This is a genomic window from Nonomuraea glycinis, from assembly GCF_014646515.1.
Lineage (GTDB): Bacteria > Actinomycetota > Actinomycetes > Streptosporangiales > Streptosporangiaceae > Nonomuraea > Nonomuraea glycinis.
Window position 1 is genome coordinate 50298 of sequence record NZ_BMNK01000007.1, and the last position, 16108, is coordinate 66405.

Sequence of the window (16108 nt, forward strand, 5' to 3'; positions counted from 1 at the left end):
TTTCTCAGTTTCCCGTCGTCTCGCCCTTGTCCTGACCCAGCTTGGCCAGACTCGACCTGGCCGCCGCCGCCACCCGCTCCGGCGTCAGCCCGAACTGCTCGTAAAGAGTCTTGTACGGCGCGGACGCGCCGAAGTGTTCGAGGCCGACGACTTCGCCGCACTCCCCGACGAACTCGTGCCAGCCGAGTGCGATGCCCGCCTCGACCGCCACCCGAGCCCGGATCGACGGTGGCAGAACGGTCTGCCTGTACGCGGAATCCTGCCCCTTGAACCACTCGACACACGGCATGGAGACCACCCGTGTCGGAATGCCCTGGGACTCCAGCAGCTCGCTGCCCTCGACGGCGATCTGCACCTCGCTGCCGGTGGCGATGAGGATCACCCGCGGCTGGCCGCCGGTGGCCTCGCGCAGCACGTAGCCGCCGTGGGCCACGCCCTCGGTGCTGGTGCCTTCGTACACCGGCAGGTTCTGCCGGGACAGGGCGAGCGCGGCGGGGCGGTCGGTGTGCTCCAGCACCGCCTTCCAGGCGGCGGCGGTCTCGTTGGCGTCGGCCGGGCGCACCACGTCGAGGCCGGGGATGGCGCGCAGCGCCCACAGGTGCTCGATCGGCTGGTGCGTCGGGCCGTCCTCGCCCAGGCCGATGGAGTCGTGCGTCCACACGTAGGTGACCGGCAGCTTCATCAGCGCGGCGAGTCGTACCGAAGGCCGCATGTAGTCGGAGAAGACCAGGAAGGTGCCGCCGTAGGGGCGGGTGCCGCCGTGCAGCGCGATGCCGTTGAGAATGGCGCCCATGGCGTGCTCGCGGATGCCGAAGTGCAGCGTGCGGCCGTAGCGGTGGCCGGGGAAGTCCTTGGTCTGGTGCTCCTCGGGGATGAAGGACGGCTCGCCCTTCATCGTGGTGTTGTTGGACCCGGCCAGGTCGGCCGAGCCGCCCCACAGCTCCGGCAGCACCGGCGCGAGCGCGCTCAGCACCTCGCCGGAGGCGCTGCGGGTGGCCACCGAGGTGCCGGTCTCGAACGCCGGCAGCGCGCTCGCCCAGCCGGCGGGCAGCTCGCGGCGGGAGATGCGGTCGTACTCGGCCGCCCGCTCCGGGTTGGCCGCGCGCCAGCGCGCGTAACCCTCCTGCCACGCCGTGTGCGCCGCACGCCCGCGCGTGGCGGCCTGGTGCGCGTGCTTGAGCACCTCGTCCGGTACGTCGAACGACTTGTCCGGGTCCATGCCGAGGACCCGCTTGGTGGCGGCGACCTCGTCGGCGCCGAGGGCCGAGCCGTGGATCTTGCCGGTGTTCTGCTTGTTGGGCGCGGGCCAGCCGATGACGGTCCGCAGCCGGATGAAGGACGGCCTGCCGGTCTCGGCCTTGGCCTCCTCCAGCACGGCGTGCAGCGCCGCCACGTCCTCGACGTAGGTGCCGGTGTCGGTCCAGTCGACGCTGGCGGTGTGCCAGCCGTAGGCCTCGTAGCGCTTGAGGACGTCCTCCGACAGGGCGATGAGCGTGTCGTCCTCGATGGAGATCTTGTTGTCGTCGTAGATGACGACGAGGTTGCCCAGCTGCTGGTGAGCGGCCAGGGAGCTGGCCTCGTGGCTGATGCCCTCCTCGATGTCGCCGTCGCTGACGACGCACCAGATGTGGTGGTCGAAGGGGGAGGTGCCGGGCTCGGCGTCCGGGTCGAACAGGCCGCGCTCGCGGCGGGCCGCCATCGCCATGCCCACGGCGTTGCCGAGGCCCTGGCCGAGCGGGCCGGTCGTGGTCTCCACGCCCGCGGTGTGGCCGTGCTCGGGGTGACCCGGCGTCAGGCTGTCCCACTGGCGCAGGCGGCGCAGGTCCTCCAGCGTGAGCCCGTAGCCGGACAGGAAGAGCTGGATGTAGAGCGTCAGGCTGGTGTGCCCGGCGGACAGGACGAAACGGTCACGTCCGAGCCAGTTGGGATCGGTCGGATCGTGCCGCATCGTACGCTGAAAGAGCAGGTAGGCGGCGGGAGCCAGGCTCATGGCGGTGCCGGGGTGTCCCGAACCCGCCTTCTCCACTGCGTCCATCGCCAGGGCTCGAACGACATCGACGGCCTGCTTGTCGAGGTCGGTCCATTCGAGGGCTGGCACGAGTTCGGTGCTCAAGTGCTCGGTCTCCGGAATCTAGTCGTCATTGGTGGTGCCGGTTGGCATATCCCGCCCACACCGGACCCTAACCGAGCGGCGCTGGCGATCAATTCCCTTTCTGTCGTGGTGTCCGTAGATGGCGCGAGCCCCCCATTGGCCGGACCGGCCATCCCTGCGACTACAGTTTGGTTGTTCGCAGGGTCGCCACGGCACCCGTTCACGAATCCGCTCTAATCTGAGGTTACGCGTTGACTCCGCACGTGCTGGAAGCGCCTTGACGGTGCTGACGAACAGGCAGACGACGGCCCCCGCCCTCGAGGCCGAGGCGCCGCGAACGATCGGCCCCCGCTCCGTCGGCGCGGTCGTGAAGGCCTATATCGCGCTGACCAAGCCGCGGATCATCGAGCTGCTGCTGATCACGACGCTGCCGGTGATGTTCCTGGCGGCCGGTGGCCTGCCGCCGCTGTGGACGGCCGTGTCGGTGATGGTGTTCGGCACCCTGTCGGCGGGCAGCGCCAACGTGCTCAACTGCTACGTCGACCGGGACATCGACCAGATGATGCGCCGCACCCGGCGGCGCCCGCTGGCCAGGCACCAGGTGTCGCCCCGGGGCGCGCTGGTCTTCGGCATCGTGCTGGGCGTGCTGTCCACCGCCGGGCTCTGGCTGACCACCAACTGGCTCGCGGCCGTGCTGTCCACCGGCGCCATCCTGTTCTACGTGCTGGTCTACTCGATGATCCTCAAGCGGCGCACCGCCCAGAACATCGTGTGGGGCGGCATCGCGGGCTGCATGCCGGTGCTGATCGGCTGGTCGGGCATCACCGAGCGGCTCGACTGGGCGCCGCTGGTGCTGTTCGGCGTGGTGTTCTTCTGGACGCCGCCGCACACCTGGACGCTCGCCATGCGCTACAAGGAGGACTACGCGGCGGCCAAGGTGCCGATGCTGCCCGTGGTGGCCACCGAGCGCCGGGTGATCACGGAGTCGATCCTCTACACCTGGGCCACGGTGGCGTGCTCGCTGGCGCTGTGGCCGGTGGCGGGCACGACGCTGTTCTACCCGGTGGTGGCCGCCGCCCTCGGCGTGATGTGCCTGTGGGAGGTGCATCGCCTGATGGCCCGCCTCAACGCCGGCAAGACCGGCGTGGACCTGCGCCCGATGCGCTTCTTCCACTGGTCCAACGCCTACCTGGCGCTGCTCTTCCTCGCCGTCGCGATCGACCCGCTGCTGGCCTGAGCCCGCCGCCCCCTGTTGCGGCGGGTCTCTTTCCGCCCTTAATATGCATATATGAATAGCTCTTCAGGTGTCGTAGCGGCGTTGGACGGGTGCGTCACCCCCGAGCCGGACGCGGCGCGGGTCGCCGCCACCCGCGACCGGCTGGTGACCCCGCAGGAGGCCACCCGGCTGGCGGAGCTGTTCCGGCTGCTCGGCGACCCGACGCGGGCCCGGCTGCTCTACGCGCTGCTGGAGGCGGGGGAGCTGTGCGTGTGCGACCTGGCCGACGTCGTCGAGGTCACCGACACGGCCGTCTCCCACGCGCTGCGCCTGCTGCGTACGGCGGGCATCGTGGCCAGCCGGCGGGCGGGCCGCATGATTTACTACCGGCTGGCCGACGGGCACGTCCGGATGCTGCTGGACCTGAGCCGCGAGCACCTGAGAGAGGTGACCTGATGGGCGGTGGGCACGGGCACGGACATGGGCACTCCGCCACGGCGGACAAGCGCTACCTGATCGGCGCGCTCGCCCTCATCGCCGGCTTCATGGTGATCGAGGTGGTCGCCGGTGTCATCGCCAACTCGATCGCGCTGATCTCCGACGCGGCCCACATGCTCACCGACGCCAGTGCCATCGCGCTGGCCCTGGTCGCCATGCGCATCGCCGCCCGGCCCGCGCGGGGCGCGTACACCTTCGGCTTCAAGCGCGCCGAGATCCTGTCCGCGCAGATCAACGGCGTGACGCTGCTCCTGCTGGTGGCGTACTTCGTCTATGAGGGCGTGCAGCGGCTGGTGGACCCGCCGCAGGTGTCGGGGCCCGTCGTGGTCGTCACGGCGCTGGCCGGCATCGCGATCAACGCGCTGGCCGCCTGGCTGATGTCCAGGGCCGACCGCCGCAGCCTCAACGTCGAAGGCGCCTTCCAGCACGTGCTCAACGACATGTACGCCTTCATCGCCACCGCCGTCTCCGGCGTGGTGGTCTGGGTGACCGGGTTCCGTGCGGCCGACGCCATCGCCGCGCTGGTGGTCGCCGCGCTCATGCTGAAGGCCGGCTGGGGGCTGCTGCGCGACTCCGCGCGCGTCCTGCTGCAGGCCGCGCCGAGCGACCTCGACCCGGACGAGATCGGCCGGCTGCTGGCCGCCGACGAGGACGTGGTGGAGGTGCACGACCTGCACGTCTGGACGGTGACGAGCGGCTATCCGACGCTGTCGGCGCACATCATCGTGGCGCGCGGGGCCGACTGCCACAGCCTGCGCGTCCGCCTGTCGAGGCTGCTGCATGACCGCTTCGACATCGGGCACACCACCTTGCAGGTCGACCACGGCGCCGCCGAGACCGGCGAGCACTGCGACGACCCGCACGGGCCCCGGCACCTGGGGAGGACGGCGCGCGAGCATTAGATAACCGCAAGCTGTATATTATCCCAGGTGGCTGTGACTCTGCGGTCCAACGGTGACGTCGTCTTCCGATGCGCCTTCCTCGTCGTGTGGTGCACGAAATATCGCAGGCAGGTGCTCGGCGACAAGGTCGAAGGACGCCTTACGGAGCTCATCCACGAGGTCGTGGCGGACAAGGAGGCCTGGCTGGTGGAGGCGGAGGTGAAGGCCGACCACGTGCGCCTGGTGGTGGAGGTGGACCCGCAATACGGCGTGCACCGGCTGGTCAAGGCCGTCAAGGGCCGCTCCTCCCACGCGCTGCGCGAGGAGTTCCCGCACCTGCGCAGCCGGCTGCCGACCCTGTGGACCAACTCCTATTTCGTGGCCACCGTGGGAGGCGCTCAGGACGCGATGGTCGAGCACTACCTCGAGCAGCAGCAGGGCCGTTGAATGCCGGCGCCGCCGTGAGCGCGTCCCCGCCCTTCGGGAACGAAGGGCCCACCAGGACGTCCAGGGATCCGCGCTGGGTGCTGAAGGACCGCCCGTCGTCCGCGCTGATCACCGGGCTGGTCCTCACCGGGCTCTGCACGCTGGCCTCGTTCTCCTTCGACGTGCTCAACGGCGAGCCGGTGCAGTTCTTCATCGCGCTCGGCCTAGCGCTGGCCCCCGTCCCGCTGCTGCTGGCGGCCGTGCTCGCGCTGGACCGCATGGAGCCCGAGCCGCGCAGCAACCTGGTCTTCGCCTTCGCCTGGGGGGCCGGGGTCGCCGTGCTAGTGGCCGGCCTGATCAACTCACTGAACCTGCACTACATCATGGACACCGTCCAGCTCTCCGAGGCCAGCGCCCGCAACATCGCCGCCACCTTCGGCGCCCCGGTGGTCGAGGAGACCATGAAGGGGCTGGTCCTGCTCGGGCTGTTCAAGTTCCGCAGGGCCGAGCTCGACGGGCTCACCGACGGCATCATCTACGCCAGCATGGTGGGCCTCGGCTTCGCCATGAGCGAGAACGTCAGCTACTACCTGGCCGCGCTCAACTCGGAGGAGGGCGGGGTCGGCCTGGCGGTCACCGTGGTGCTGCGCGGCATCCTGTCGCCGTTCGCCCATCCGCTGTTCACCTCGATGATCGGGCTGGCGGTGGCCTTCGCGGCCCAGCGTCCGGGGGCCGAGCGGGTCTTCTCCATCCTGGTCGGCTGGTCCGGCGCCATGATCCTGCACGGCCTGTGGAACGGCCTGGTCTCCTACGGCGGCTTCACCGGCCTGGTGATCGCGTACGTGGTGCTCATGGTGGTGCTCGTGGTGCTGATCGTGGTGGTGTTCCGGGACCGGCGGCGCATCGTCGCGCTCATCCAGCGCTACCTGCCGCCGTACGAGCCGACCAGGCTGGTCAGCAAGGACGACATCACCATGCTGTCGGCGCTGCCCCAGCGCAGGCGGGCCAGGCAGTGGGCGAAGATGTACGGCGGCCGGCGGGGGCTGCGCGCCATGAACGACTACCAGCTCGCGGCGACCGAGCTGGGACTGCTGCACGAGCGCGCGGCCAAGCGCATGGTGGACGAGCAGACCTTCCACGAGGAGCAACGGGCGCTGCTGGAGTGCATGAGCGTCGCCCGGGCCGACTTCCCCTCGTCGCCGGCGGGCAAGCCGCCGCCCTACAACCCTGGCTGAGCCAGGATCCGCCGCCCTGCGCCCGCAGCCGGGGCGTACGTCGCGGCGTGGTACGAGGGGGGCGGACAATTGCTGGCAAAAAGGCACTTCTCAGCAGTGGGGGAGTGGCCGACCTTTCACTCCATACGCTGGCATATGGTCTCAGGCTTCGGCGGTCGCCTCGGTGGGGGAGGGGGAGGCGGGCTCGCCCTGCGGGTCCCGTACGCGCAGCGCGGTGACGACCCGCAGGGCGCCGATCCAGACCAGGGTGGAGCCGAGCACGTGCAGCCCCACCAGGAAGGCGGGCACGCCCAGGAAGTATTGCGTGTAGCCGATGACGCCCTGCGCCAGCTCGATCACCAGCAGCGCCAGCGCCGCCCGGCGGGCCGGCCGGGGCGCGTCGGTCACGTGCAGGGCGAACAGCAGCGCGAAGGTCAGCCCGACGACCACGTAGGCGAGGTCGGCGTGCAGCCTGGCCACGGTCTCGATGTCGAAGTCGTAGCGCGAGGCCAGCACGTCACCCGAGTGCGGGCCGGTGCCGGTCACCACCACCCCGACGACCAGCAGCGCGAACACCGCCGCGAGCAGGGCCTGGCCGAGCCGCCAGGTGGCGGGGTGGGCCACGCGGCGCACGGGGGCGTCACCTTCGCCGGAGCGGGCGTACAGCGCCCAGCAGGCGGCGATCAGGCCGATGGAGATCAGGAAGTGCATGCTCACCGTGAACGGGTTGAGCATCGTGCTGACCACCAGGCCGCCCCACAGGGCCTGGGCGGCGATGCCCAGGGGCTGCAGCCAGGCCAGCCGCACCAGCGACGTGCGCCGGGGGGCCAGCCGCATCGCCGACAGCACGCAGGCAATCCCCACGATCAGCACCAGGAAGGTGACCATCCGGTTGCCGAACTCGATGGCCATGTTGATCGGCGAGATCTCCGGATGCGCGACCGGCAGCAGGCTGTCGGGGGTGCAGTTGGGCCAGGTGGGACAGCCGAGCCCGGACTCGGTGACCCGCACCACCGCGCCGCTGACCGTGATGCCGGCGTTGACCACCACGGAGGCCAGCGCCCAGCCCCGCATCGTCCTCGGGGTCGGCGTCCAGAAGGAGAACAACCGGCGCGCCAGAGGGGGGCGATGGTCTGTGGATAGCTTCACGTCATCGATGTTAGAGGCCGGGTAGGGCGGTCCTGTCACCGCCTTTTCCCTCGAATAGGTATGTGACATATTACTCCTGGGAGGTGGTCGATGTCCGACGTGATCGTCGTCGGCGCCGGGGTGGTCGGCGCGGCCTGTGCCTACTACGCCGCACGCGCGGGACTCGACGTGACGGTCGTGGACCGGGGGCCGGTGGCCGGGGGCACGACCGGCGCGGGAGAGGGCAACGTGCTCGTCTCCGACAAGGAGCCCGGCCCCGAGCTCGACCTGGCCCTGCTGTCCAACCGGCTGTGGCGCGAACTCGACCGGTCGGTCGGCGGCTTCGAGTTCGAGGCCAAGGGCGGGCTAGTCGTCGCCGAGACGGCCGACGTCCGGCTCCAGCTCGCCGACCTGGCCGCCAAGCAGGGGATCCAGCACGAGAACGTGCCCGCGCACGCCCTGCGCGACCTTGAGCCACACCTGGCCGACGGCCTGGCCGGTGGCGTCCTCTATCCGCAGGACGCCCAGGTCCAGCCCATGCTGGCCGCCGCCCGCCTCCTCCGGCACAGTGCCGGTGGCCGTGGCGGCCGTCTCCCGGGAGGCGGTGCGGTCCGGTTGCGGCTGGGCGTGACCGTCACCGGTCTCCTCCGCTCCGGCGAGCGGGTCAGCGGCGTCCGCACCGACCAGGGCGACCTGCCCGGCGGGGCCGTCGTCAACGCCGCGGGCACCTGGGGCGGCCGGATCGCCGCGCTCGCCGGGGTGGACCTGCCGGTCCAGCCCAGGCGCGGCTTCATCCTGGTCACCGAGCCCCTTGGCGAGCCGTTGATCCGGCACAAGGTCTACACCGCCGCCTACGTCACCAACGTCGCCAGCGACTCGGCCGACCTGGAGACCTCGGCCGTGATCGAGGGCACCCCGGCGGGCACCGTGCTGATCGGCGCCAGCCGCGAACGCGTCGGCTTCGACCGCACCACCTCCCCGCCGGTGCTCGCCCGGCTGGCGGCGCAGGCCGTGGCGCTGTTCCCGGTGCTGCGTGACGTGCGGGTCATCAGGTCCTACTGCGGGTTCCGCCCGTACTGCCCCGACCATCTGCCGGTGATCGGCGCCGACCCGCGCGCGCCCGGCCTCTACCACGCGTGCGGGCACGAAGGCGCGGGCATCGGCCTGGCCCCGGCCACCGGACACCTGCTCGCCCAGCTCATCCAGGGGCACCGGCCCGACCTGGACCCGCACCCGTTCCGCCCCGACCGCTTCCAGGCCGAGGAGTCCCGTTGACCGAACCCTTCCAGATCACGATCGACGGCCACCCGGTGCCCGTGACCCCCGGCCAGACGATCGGCGCCGCCCTGCACGCGGCGGGCCGCCGCTCCTGGCGCACGACCCGCTTCGGCGGCCGCCCGCGCGGGCTGTTCTGCGGGATCGGCGTCTGCTTCGACTGCCTGATCACGGTGAACGGCCGGCCTCCCGAACGCGCCTGCCTCCTGCCGGCCCGGCCAGGGGACGAGGTGACCACGTGACCCCGCCCCGGCCGTCCCCCTCACCAGACGGTGGCTCCCCGGCCTTCGACGCGGCTCATGGGTTCGGAGCGGGCCCGGTGCTTCTGGGTGACTGGGATCTGGTGGTGATCGGCGGGGGGCCCGCCGGGGTGGCGGGGGCGTTGACGGCGGCCCTTCACGGGCTGCGGGTCGCGGTGGTGGACGCGGGGGCGCGGCTCGGCGGGCAGTACTTCCGCCATCGTGCCGCGCCGCCGCACTCCTCGACGCCGGGGTTCGGCCGCTTCCTCGGCCAGGTGCGGGCGCTGCGGGAGCGGGCCGAGGTGCTGACCGAGCATCAGGTCTGGAGTGTGACCAGGCAGGTGGACGGCCGGCTCACCGTTCACTGTGCGGCGCGCGACGGCGGGCGGGAGCGTCCGGTGGCTCTCGGGTGCCGCCGGCTGCTGATCGCCACCGGCGCGCATGACCGGGTGCTGCCGTTCCCCGGCTGGGACCTGCCCGGCGTGCTCACCGCCGGCGGCGCGCAGGCGCTGCTCAAGGGGCACGGCGTCGTGGCCGGGAGCCGGGTCGTCGTGGCCGGGACCGGGCCGTTCCTGCTGCCCGTCGCCGTGGGGCTGGCCGAGGCCGGGGCACGGGTGGCGGGTGTGTACGAGGCCGGCGGAGGTCTGGGGCTGGCCCGGCACCCGCTGCGGGCCCTGGGCAAGGCGGGCGAGGCGGCCGGTTACGGGGTGGCGCTGGCTCGGCATGGAGTGCCGTACCGGACGAGACGGGCGGTGATCGCCGCGCACGGCGAGCACGAGCTGGAGGCTGTCACGGTGGCCCGCCTCGACCGGGACTGGCGCGTGCTCGGCACGCGCCGGGTCACCTGCGACACCCTGGCCACCGGCTACGGGTTCATCCCGCAGATCGAGCTCGGCGTCCAACTCGGCTGCGACACCCGCCACGACGCCGACGGCAGCCCGATCCTGGCGGTGGACCACGGCCAGCGCACCAGCGTGCCCGGCGTCTGGGCGGCGGGCGAGCCCACCGGCGTGGGCGGCTGGCGCCTGGCAGAACTCGAAGGCCGCCTCGCCGGCCTCTCCATCGCCGCCGCTGCCGCTGCTGTCGCCGCTACGGCCCCCGCTGTCGCCGCCGCCGCTGCCGTCCCCACCGCCGCGAACGCCCCCGTCCCCGTCCCCGTCCCCGTCCCCAGCGTGCTGCTCAGGCGGCGGCGGTCGGCGCGGGCGTTCGCGGCGGCGCTGCTGGAGGCGTACCCGGTCAGGTCCGGCTGGCAGGGGTGGCTGCGTGACGACACGCTGGTGTGCCGGTGCGAGGAGGTGCCGCTGGCGCGCGTACGGGAGGCGCAGGAGCTCGGCGCCACCGATGCCCGCTCGATCAAGCTGCTGGCCCGGGCGGGCATGGGCTGGTGCCAGGGCCGCATCTGTGGCTACCCCGTCGCCTGCCTGGCGGGCGAGCCGCCCGCGCCACCCAGAAGACCTGTCGCCCAGCCCATCTCCCTGGCCGCTCTCGCCGCGTTCGACGAGGACGGCACCCGAACGGAACCACACACAACGGAGGACCCGGCATGACCGATCGCAGCAAGCCCTGGCACGGAGTCATGGTCGCCACCGCGCTGCCCCTGCGCGAAGATCTGACGGTGGACTACGACGGCTACGCCGACCACTGCCGCTGGCTGGTGGACAACGGCTGTGACGGCGTGGTGCCCAACGGCTCGCTGGGCGAGTATCAGACGCTCACCGCCGACGAGCGGGCCCGGGTGATCCGGACCGCCGTCGAGGCGGTGGGCGGGGACCGGGTGATGGCGGGCGCGGGGGCGTACGGCGCGGCCGAGTCGCGGCGCTGGGCCGAGCAGGCGGCCGAGGCGGGCTGCGGCTCGGTGCTGCTGCTGCCGCCGAACACCTACCGGGCCGACGAGCGCGCGGTGTCCGGCCACTACCGCGAGGTCGCCGAGGCCGGTGTCCCGGTGGTCGCCTACAACAACCCGTACGACACCAAGGTGGACCTCGTCCCGGCCCTGCTGGCCAGGCTGCACGAGGAGGGCCTGATCGTGGCGGTCAAGGAGTTCACCGGCGATCCCCGCCGCGCCTACGAGCTCGCCGAGCTGGCCCCGGAGCTCGACCTGCTGATCGGCTCCGACGACGTGCTGCTGGAGCTGGCGCTGGCCGGGGCGGTGGGCTGGATCGCCGGCTACCCGAACGCGCTGCCCGTCGCCGGCGTCGCCCTCTACCGGGCGGCGCTCGCCGGGGACCTCGACACCGCGCTGCCCCTCTACCGGGCGCTGCACCCGCTGCTGCGCTGGGACTCCAAGACGGAGTTCGTCCAGGCCATCAAGCTGTCCATGGACCTGGCGGGCCGCCACGGCGGGCCGTGCAGGCCGCCGCGGCAGCCGCTGACGGACGAGCAGGCGGCGGTGGTCAGGTCCGCCACGGAGAAGGCGCTCGCGGAGGGGCTGCGATGAGGACCAAGCGCGTCTTCCACGCCGTCGACTCGCACACCGAGGGCATGCCCACCCGCGTCATCACCGGCGGTGTGGGCGTGATCCCCGGGGCGAGCATGGCCGAGCGCCGGGTCTACTTCCGCGACCATCTCGACCACATCCGCAGGCTGCTGATGAACGAGCCGCGCGGCCACGCCGCCATGAGCGGCGCCATCCTGCAGCCGCCGACCCGGCCGGACGCCGACTGGGGAGTGCTGTTCATCGAGGTGTCGGGCCTGCTGCCGATGTGCGGCCACGGCACCATCGGCGTGGCCACCGTGCTGGTCGAGACCGGCATGGTGGAGGTGGTCGAGCCGGTCACCACCGTGCGGCTGGAGGTGCCGGCCGGGCTGGTGGTGGTGGACGTGGCCGTACAGGACGGGATGGCCATGTCGGTGACGCTGCGCAACGTGCCCTCCTACGCCGACCGGCTGGACGCCCGCGTCGTCGTGCCCGGCCACGGCGAGATCCGCTACGACCTGGCCTACGGCGGCAACTTCTACGCCATCGTGGACCTCGACGCCTACGGGCTGCCGTTCGACCGCAAGGCCAAGAACGAGATCCTCGACGCGGGCCTGGCCACCATGCGGGCGATCAACGCCGCCGACGAGCCGGTGCACCCCGAGGACGACCGCATCCGCGGCTGCCACCACGTCTACTTCACCGCCGCCGGCTCCGACGCCCACCACTCGCGGCACGCGATGGCCATCCACCCGGGCTGGTTCGACCGCTCGCCGTGCGGCACCGGCACCAGCGCCCGGATGGCCCAGCTGCACGCCAGGGGCGAGCTGCCGCTGGGCCGGGACTTCGTCAACGGGTCCTTCATCGGCACCCGCTTCGTCGGCAGGCTCCTGGAGGAGACGGCCGTGGGCGGCAGGCGGGCGGTGGTGCCCTCGATCACCGGCCGCGCCTGGGTCACCGGCACCGCCCAGTACTTCCTGGACCCTCGCGACCCCTTCCCCGAAGGATTCGAGCTGTGACCGTCACCACCGTCGACTACCACACCGCCGGGGAGCCGTTCCGGATCGTGACCGGCGGCGTCCCCGCGATCCCCGGCGCCACCGTGCTCGAACGCCGCGCCAACGCCGCGCGGGCCGAGGACGCCGAACAGGTGCGGCGGCTGCTGTGCCACGAGCCGCGCGGCCACGCCGACATGTACGGCTGCTTCCTCGTCCCGCCCGACGACCCCGGCGCCCACCTCGGCGTGCTGTTCTGGCACAAGGACGGCTACTCCACCGCGTGCGGCCACGGCACCATCGCGCTCGGCGTGCACGCCGTACGGGAAGGGCTGGTCACGGCCGACCCCGACGGCGAGACCGACGTGGTCGTGGATGTGCCGTCCGGCCGCGTCACCGCCCGCGTCCGCTGCGCGGGCGGCCGCATCACGGCCGTGACCTTCGTCAACGTCCCCTCGTACGTCATCGCGCGCGACGTCCCGGCGGCCGGGGTGACGGTCGACGTCGCCTACGGCGGGGCCATCTACGCCTGCGTGCCCGCCAAGGCGCTCGGCCTGGCGGTCGAGCCGGCCCGGCTGAGCGAGCTCATCGCCCACGGCCGCCGGATCAAGGCCGCACTGGCTGGCCACCCCGCCTCCCGGCACCCTGCCGACGACCGGCTGTCCGGCGTGTACGGCGTCATCTTCTACGACGAGCTCGACGGCGGTCCGGAGCACGCCCGCCAGCGCAACGTCACGGTGTTCGCCGACGGCGAGGTGGACCGCTCGCCCTGCGGCTCCGGCACCGCCGCCAGGCTCGCCCTGCTGCACGAGGAGGGGCTGCGCGGCACGCTCGTGCACGAGAGCATCGTCGGCACCGAGTTCCGTGCCCGCGTCGCGAGCCTGGCCGGGGATGGGGTCGTCCCGGAGATCGAAGGCATGGCCTATCGCATCGGCAGGCACGCCTTCGAGCTCGATCCGGACGACCCGATCGGCACCGGGTTCACGCTGCGATGAACGGGCTGCCCTACCTCGACGCCGCCACCGTCGCACGACTGGTGCCCGTGGCGGATGCCGTACGGATTGTGGAGGACGCGCTGAAGGCCGGGCTCGATCCGGAGCGGACGCCGCAGCGGCCGGTGGTCGAGCTGCCCGCGGGGCAGCTCCTGCTCATGCCCGCCGCGGCCGGACGCTACGCCGGGGTGAAGGCGGCCACCGTCGCGCCCGCCAACCCCGGACGCGGGCTGCCCCGCATCCAGGGCACGTACCTGCTGCTCGACGGCGACACCCTCAGCCCGCTCGCCGTCATGGACGGTATCGCGCTGACGTCCCTGCGCACGCCCGCCGTCTCCGCGCTCGCCGTCCGCCACCTGGCCGAGCCCGACGCCCGCGAGCTGGTGGTGTTCGGGTCGGGACCGCAGGCGTGGGGGCATGTCCTGGCCCTGCGCGAGGTCCGGCCGCTGACCGGCGTCACGATCGTCGGCCGCGATCAGGGCCGCGCCGAGGCCCTCGCCACCCGCTGCCGCACCCACGGCCTACGAGCCCAGGCCCTGTACGACGAGCGGCCGGCTCCGGAGACACGAACCCAGGCCCTGTACGACGAGCGGCCGGCTCCGGAGACACGAACCCAGGCCGCGTACGGCGAGCGTCCGGCTCCGGGGGAACCTCAGGGCGTGCAGGGGCGGGAGGTCGCCGAGGCGGTGGCGCGGGCCGATCTCATCGCCTGCTGCACCACCGCCAGGCAGCCGCTCTTCCCCGGTGAGCTGGTCCGCGACGGCGTCACCGTCGTCGCGGTCGGCTCGCACGAGCCGGACGCCCGGGAGCTCGACGGCGGCCTGGTGGCCCGCGCCACGCTGGTCGTCGAGGCCCGGTCGGCGGCCCTGGCCGAGGCGGGGGACGTGATCCAGCCGATCCGTCACGGTACGATCACCACTCACCATCTCGCCGGAAACCTCGCGGATCTCGTCGCGGGCCGGGTGACGGTCGGCGCCGGGCCGCGGGTGTTCAAGGGGACCGGCATGGCGTGGGAGGACCTGGTGGTCGCGGCCGCCGCGTATGAGGCGTGGTCGCGGACGACATAGGGAGGGGATGGGTGGATGGCTGCCGAATACCGGCTCGACCTGCCGATGGTGGGGGAGCGGCAGAGCCTGCGTGAGCAGGTGGCGCACGCGCTCAGGGCCGCGCTGATCACCGGGGAGATGCGCTCGGGAGTGGTGTATTCGGCGCCCGTGCTGGCCGCGCAGTTCGGTGTCTCGGCCACGCCGGTGCGTGAGGCCATGCTCGACCTGGCCAAGGAGGGCCTGGTCGAGGCCGTGCGCAACAAGGGCTTCCGGGTGACCGAGCTGTCCGATCGTGACCTGGACGAGCTCACCGAGATCCGCAGGCTCATCGAGGTGCCCACCGTGGCGCGGCTCGCCGACTCCGGCCGGGCGGCCGACTTCGAGCGGCTCAGGCCGGTCGCCGAGGAGATCGTGGCCGCCGCCGAGGCCGGTGACCTGCTCGCCTACGTGGCCGCCGACCTGCGCTTCCACCTGGAGCTGCTCAGCCTGTCGGGCAACGCCCACCTGGTGGAGGTCGTCAGGGACCTGCGCACCAGGGCGCGCCTCTACGGCCTGTCACAGCTCTCGCGGCATGGCATGCTGGCCGACTCGGCCCGCGAGCATCTGGCGCTGCTCGACGCGCTCAAGGGCGGCGACGAAAGCGCGGCGGGCCTCATCATGGGCGAGCACATCGAGCATGTCCGGGGCATCTGGGCAAGCGACGCCTAGCCGCGGCGCATCCGGGTGGAGCCGAGGCTGGCGGCCACGATGCAGATGATGGCCGCCCACTGCTGCGCGTGCAGCAGCTCGCTCAGCACCAGCACGCCGATCAGCGCGGCCGCCGCCGGCTCCATGCTCATCAGGATGCCGAACACCTGCTTGGGCATCCGGCGCAGCGCCTGCAGCTCCAGCGAGTAGGGGATCACCGAGGACAGCAACCCCACGCCGAGACCGATCAGCAGCAGCTCCGGCTGCAGCAGGTCGACCCCGCCGGTGGTGATGCCCACGGGCGCGACCAGCACAGCCGACACGATCATCGCGAACGACAGCCCGGTGGCGCCGGGGAAGCGGCCGCCGACCGCCGCCGACAGCAGGATGTAGGCCGCCCAGCAGGCTCCGGCCACCATCGCGAAGCCGATGCCGATCCAGCTGACCGTCTCGGACTGACCCCACGGCGCGAGCAGCAGCACCCCGGCCCCGGCCAGGGCCACCCACAGCAGGTCCAGCCTGCGCCGGGAGGCCGCCACGGCCACGCCGAGCGGGCCCAGGAACTCGATGGCCACCGCGATGCCCAGCGGCAGCCGGGCCAGCGCCTCGTAGAAGGTCAGGTTCATCACCGCGAGCGTCACGCCGAAGCCGAGCGCGACCGCCCAGTCCCGCCGGGACAGCCCGCGCAGTCTGGGCCGGGCCACCACAGCCATGACCACCGCGCCCATGGCGATGCGCAGGAACACCACCGCGCTCGGCGGCAGCGCCGTGAACAGCTCCTTGGCGAAGCCCGCGCCCAGCTGCACCGAGAAGATCCCCAGCAGCACCAGCCCCGACGGCGGGATCGAGTCCGCGGCCGTGCGCAGCAGCCGGCCGGGCCGGGGCAGGCCGGGTCCTCGCTCCAGCGGGTCGTCGAGGGCGAACGCGGTCACGGGGAACTCCTCAGGTCAGGGCAACCCCGAGAGCTTACCGGCCCCCTCCGACATCGCTGTGGCCACGCTGG

16 protein-coding genes are annotated in these 16108 nt (G+C 72.4%); 13 read left to right on the plus strand and 3 right to left on the minus strand.

From position 1 onward, the window contains the following. Positions 1 to 4 precede the first annotated feature (4 nt). Complete coding sequence (gene tkt, locus IEY87_RS20730) at positions 5 to 2035, minus strand: transketolase (RefSeq protein ID WP_229699371.1); 2031 nt, start codon at positions 2033 to 2035, stop codon at positions 5 to 7. 334 nt (positions 2036 to 2369) lie between these two features. Here tkt and IEY87_RS20735 point away from each other — a divergent pair, with 334 nt between their 5' ends. From IEY87_RS20735 to IEY87_RS20755, 5 genes are all read left to right on the plus strand, one after another. Next, positions 2370 to 3329: a heme o synthase gene (locus tag IEY87_RS20735; protein WP_189140382.1), complete on the plus strand. Its 960-nt coding sequence runs from the start codon at positions 2370 to 2372 to the stop codon at positions 3327 to 3329. A 51-nt stretch (positions 3330 to 3380) separates the two neighbouring features. Continuing rightward, complete coding sequence (locus tag IEY87_RS20740; RefSeq protein ID WP_189140383.1) at positions 3381 to 3764, plus strand: ArsR/SmtB family transcription factor; 384 nt, start codon at positions 3381 to 3383, stop codon at positions 3762 to 3764. Next, entirely contained in the window at positions 3764 to 4708 is a 945-nt protein-coding gene (locus tag IEY87_RS20745) for a cation diffusion facilitator family transporter (RefSeq protein ID WP_189140384.1), read from the plus strand. Before IEY87_RS20740 ends, IEY87_RS20745 begins: the two co-directional genes overlap by 1 nt. A 27-nt stretch (positions 4709 to 4735) precedes the next feature. After that, positions 4736 to 5134 (plus strand): IS200/IS605 family transposase, encoded by a 399-nt coding sequence (gene tnpA, locus IEY87_RS20750; RefSeq protein WP_189140385.1) that lies wholly within the window; start codon positions 4736 to 4738, stop codon positions 5132 to 5134. Positions 5135 to 5211: 77 nt separating this feature from the next. Continuing rightward, on the plus strand, positions 5212 to 6348 hold the full coding sequence (locus tag IEY87_RS20755) for a PrsW family intramembrane metalloprotease (protein WP_189140386.1): 1137 nt from the start codon (positions 5212 to 5214) through the stop codon (positions 6346 to 6348). A 141-nt stretch (positions 6349 to 6489) separates the two neighbouring features. Here the strand turns inward: IEY87_RS20755 and IEY87_RS20760 are convergent, their stop codons facing one another. Further along, positions 6490 to 7476, minus strand: coding sequence for a COX15/CtaA family protein (locus tag IEY87_RS20760; RefSeq protein ID WP_225277208.1), 987 nt, complete (start codon positions 7474 to 7476; stop codon positions 6490 to 6492). A 90-nt stretch (positions 7477 to 7566) separates the two neighbouring features. Between IEY87_RS20760 and IEY87_RS20765 the strand changes: the two genes are divergently transcribed. The 8 genes from IEY87_RS20765 to IEY87_RS20800 all read left to right on the plus strand — a co-directional run bounded on the left by IEY87_RS20765 (position 7567) and on the right by IEY87_RS20800 (position 15126). Next, positions 7567 to 8730: an NAD(P)/FAD-dependent oxidoreductase gene (locus IEY87_RS20765; RefSeq protein ID WP_189140388.1), complete on the plus strand. Its 1164-nt coding sequence runs from the start codon at positions 7567 to 7569 to the stop codon at positions 8728 to 8730. Then, on the plus strand, positions 8727 to 8972 hold the full coding sequence (locus IEY87_RS20770; RefSeq protein ID WP_189140389.1) for a (2Fe-2S)-binding protein: 246 nt from the start codon (positions 8727 to 8729) through the stop codon (positions 8970 to 8972). The genes IEY87_RS20765 and IEY87_RS20770 overlap by 4 nt, the downstream gene beginning before the upstream one ends. 77 nt (positions 8973 to 9049) lie before the next feature. Beyond that, positions 9050 to 10516 carry an FAD/NAD(P)-dependent oxidoreductase gene (locus IEY87_RS20775; protein WP_189140390.1) on the plus strand — a complete coding sequence of 489 codons (1467 nt, stop codon included), beginning with the start codon at positions 9050 to 9052 and terminating at the stop codon, positions 10514 to 10516. Continuing rightward, the gene (locus tag IEY87_RS20780; RefSeq protein ID WP_189140391.1) at positions 10513 to 11406 is read left to right on the plus strand and encodes a dihydrodipicolinate synthase family protein; all 894 of its coding nucleotides are present in this window, start codon (positions 10513 to 10515) and stop codon (positions 11404 to 11406) included. Before IEY87_RS20775 ends, IEY87_RS20780 begins: the two co-directional genes overlap by 4 nt. Beyond that, the gene (locus IEY87_RS20785) at positions 11403 to 12404 is read left to right on the plus strand and encodes a proline racemase family protein (protein ID WP_189140392.1); all 1002 of its coding nucleotides are present in this window, start codon (positions 11403 to 11405) and stop codon (positions 12402 to 12404) included. The genes IEY87_RS20780 and IEY87_RS20785 overlap by 4 nt, the downstream gene beginning before the upstream one ends. Then, on the plus strand, positions 12401 to 13375 hold the full coding sequence (locus IEY87_RS20790; RefSeq protein WP_225277209.1) for a proline racemase family protein: 975 nt from the start codon (positions 12401 to 12403) through the stop codon (positions 13373 to 13375). Before IEY87_RS20785 ends, IEY87_RS20790 begins: the two co-directional genes overlap by 4 nt. Beyond that, the gene (locus IEY87_RS20795; protein ID WP_189140393.1) at positions 13372 to 14439 is read left to right on the plus strand and encodes an ornithine cyclodeaminase family protein; all 1068 of its coding nucleotides are present in this window, start codon (positions 13372 to 13374) and stop codon (positions 14437 to 14439) included. Before IEY87_RS20790 ends, IEY87_RS20795 begins: the two co-directional genes overlap by 4 nt. 15 nt (positions 14440 to 14454) lie before the next feature. After that, entirely contained in the window at positions 14455 to 15126 is a 672-nt protein-coding gene (locus tag IEY87_RS20800; protein ID WP_189140394.1) for a GntR family transcriptional regulator, read from the plus strand. Here the strand turns inward: IEY87_RS20800 and IEY87_RS20805 are convergent. After that, the gene (locus IEY87_RS20805; protein WP_189140395.1) at positions 15123 to 16037 is read right to left on the minus strand and encodes an EamA family transporter; all 915 of its coding nucleotides are present in this window, start codon (positions 16035 to 16037) and stop codon (positions 15123 to 15125) included. The genes IEY87_RS20800 and IEY87_RS20805 overlap by 4 nt on opposite strands. Positions 16038 to 16108: the final 71 nt, after the last annotated feature.

Coding starts and splice junctions, on each gene's coding strand:
- IEY87_RS20795 (WP_189140393.1), top strand. CDS start 13,372: ATGAACGGGCTGCCCTACCTCGACGCCGCCACCGTCGCACGACTGGTG.
- IEY87_RS20780 (WP_189140391.1), top strand. CDS start 10,513: ATGACCGATCGCAGCAAGCCCTGGCACGGAGTCATGGTCGCCACCGCG.
- tkt (WP_229699371.1), bottom strand. CDS start 2,035: ATGGACGCAGTGGAGAAGGCGGGTTCGGGACACCCCGGCACCGCCATG.
- IEY87_RS20765 (WP_189140388.1), top strand. CDS start 7,567: ATGTCCGACGTGATCGTCGTCGGCGCCGGGGTGGTCGGCGCGGCCTGT.
- IEY87_RS20740 (WP_189140383.1), top strand. CDS start 3,381: ATGAATAGCTCTTCAGGTGTCGTAGCGGCGTTGGACGGGTGCGTCACC.
- IEY87_RS20785 (WP_189140392.1), top strand. CDS start 11,403: ATGAGGACCAAGCGCGTCTTCCACGCCGTCGACTCGCACACCGAGGGC.
- IEY87_RS20745 (WP_189140384.1), top strand. CDS start 3,764: ATGGGCGGTGGGCACGGGCACGGACATGGGCACTCCGCCACGGCGGAC.
- IEY87_RS20800 (WP_189140394.1), top strand. CDS start 14,455: ATGGCTGCCGAATACCGGCTCGACCTGCCGATGGTGGGGGAGCGGCAG.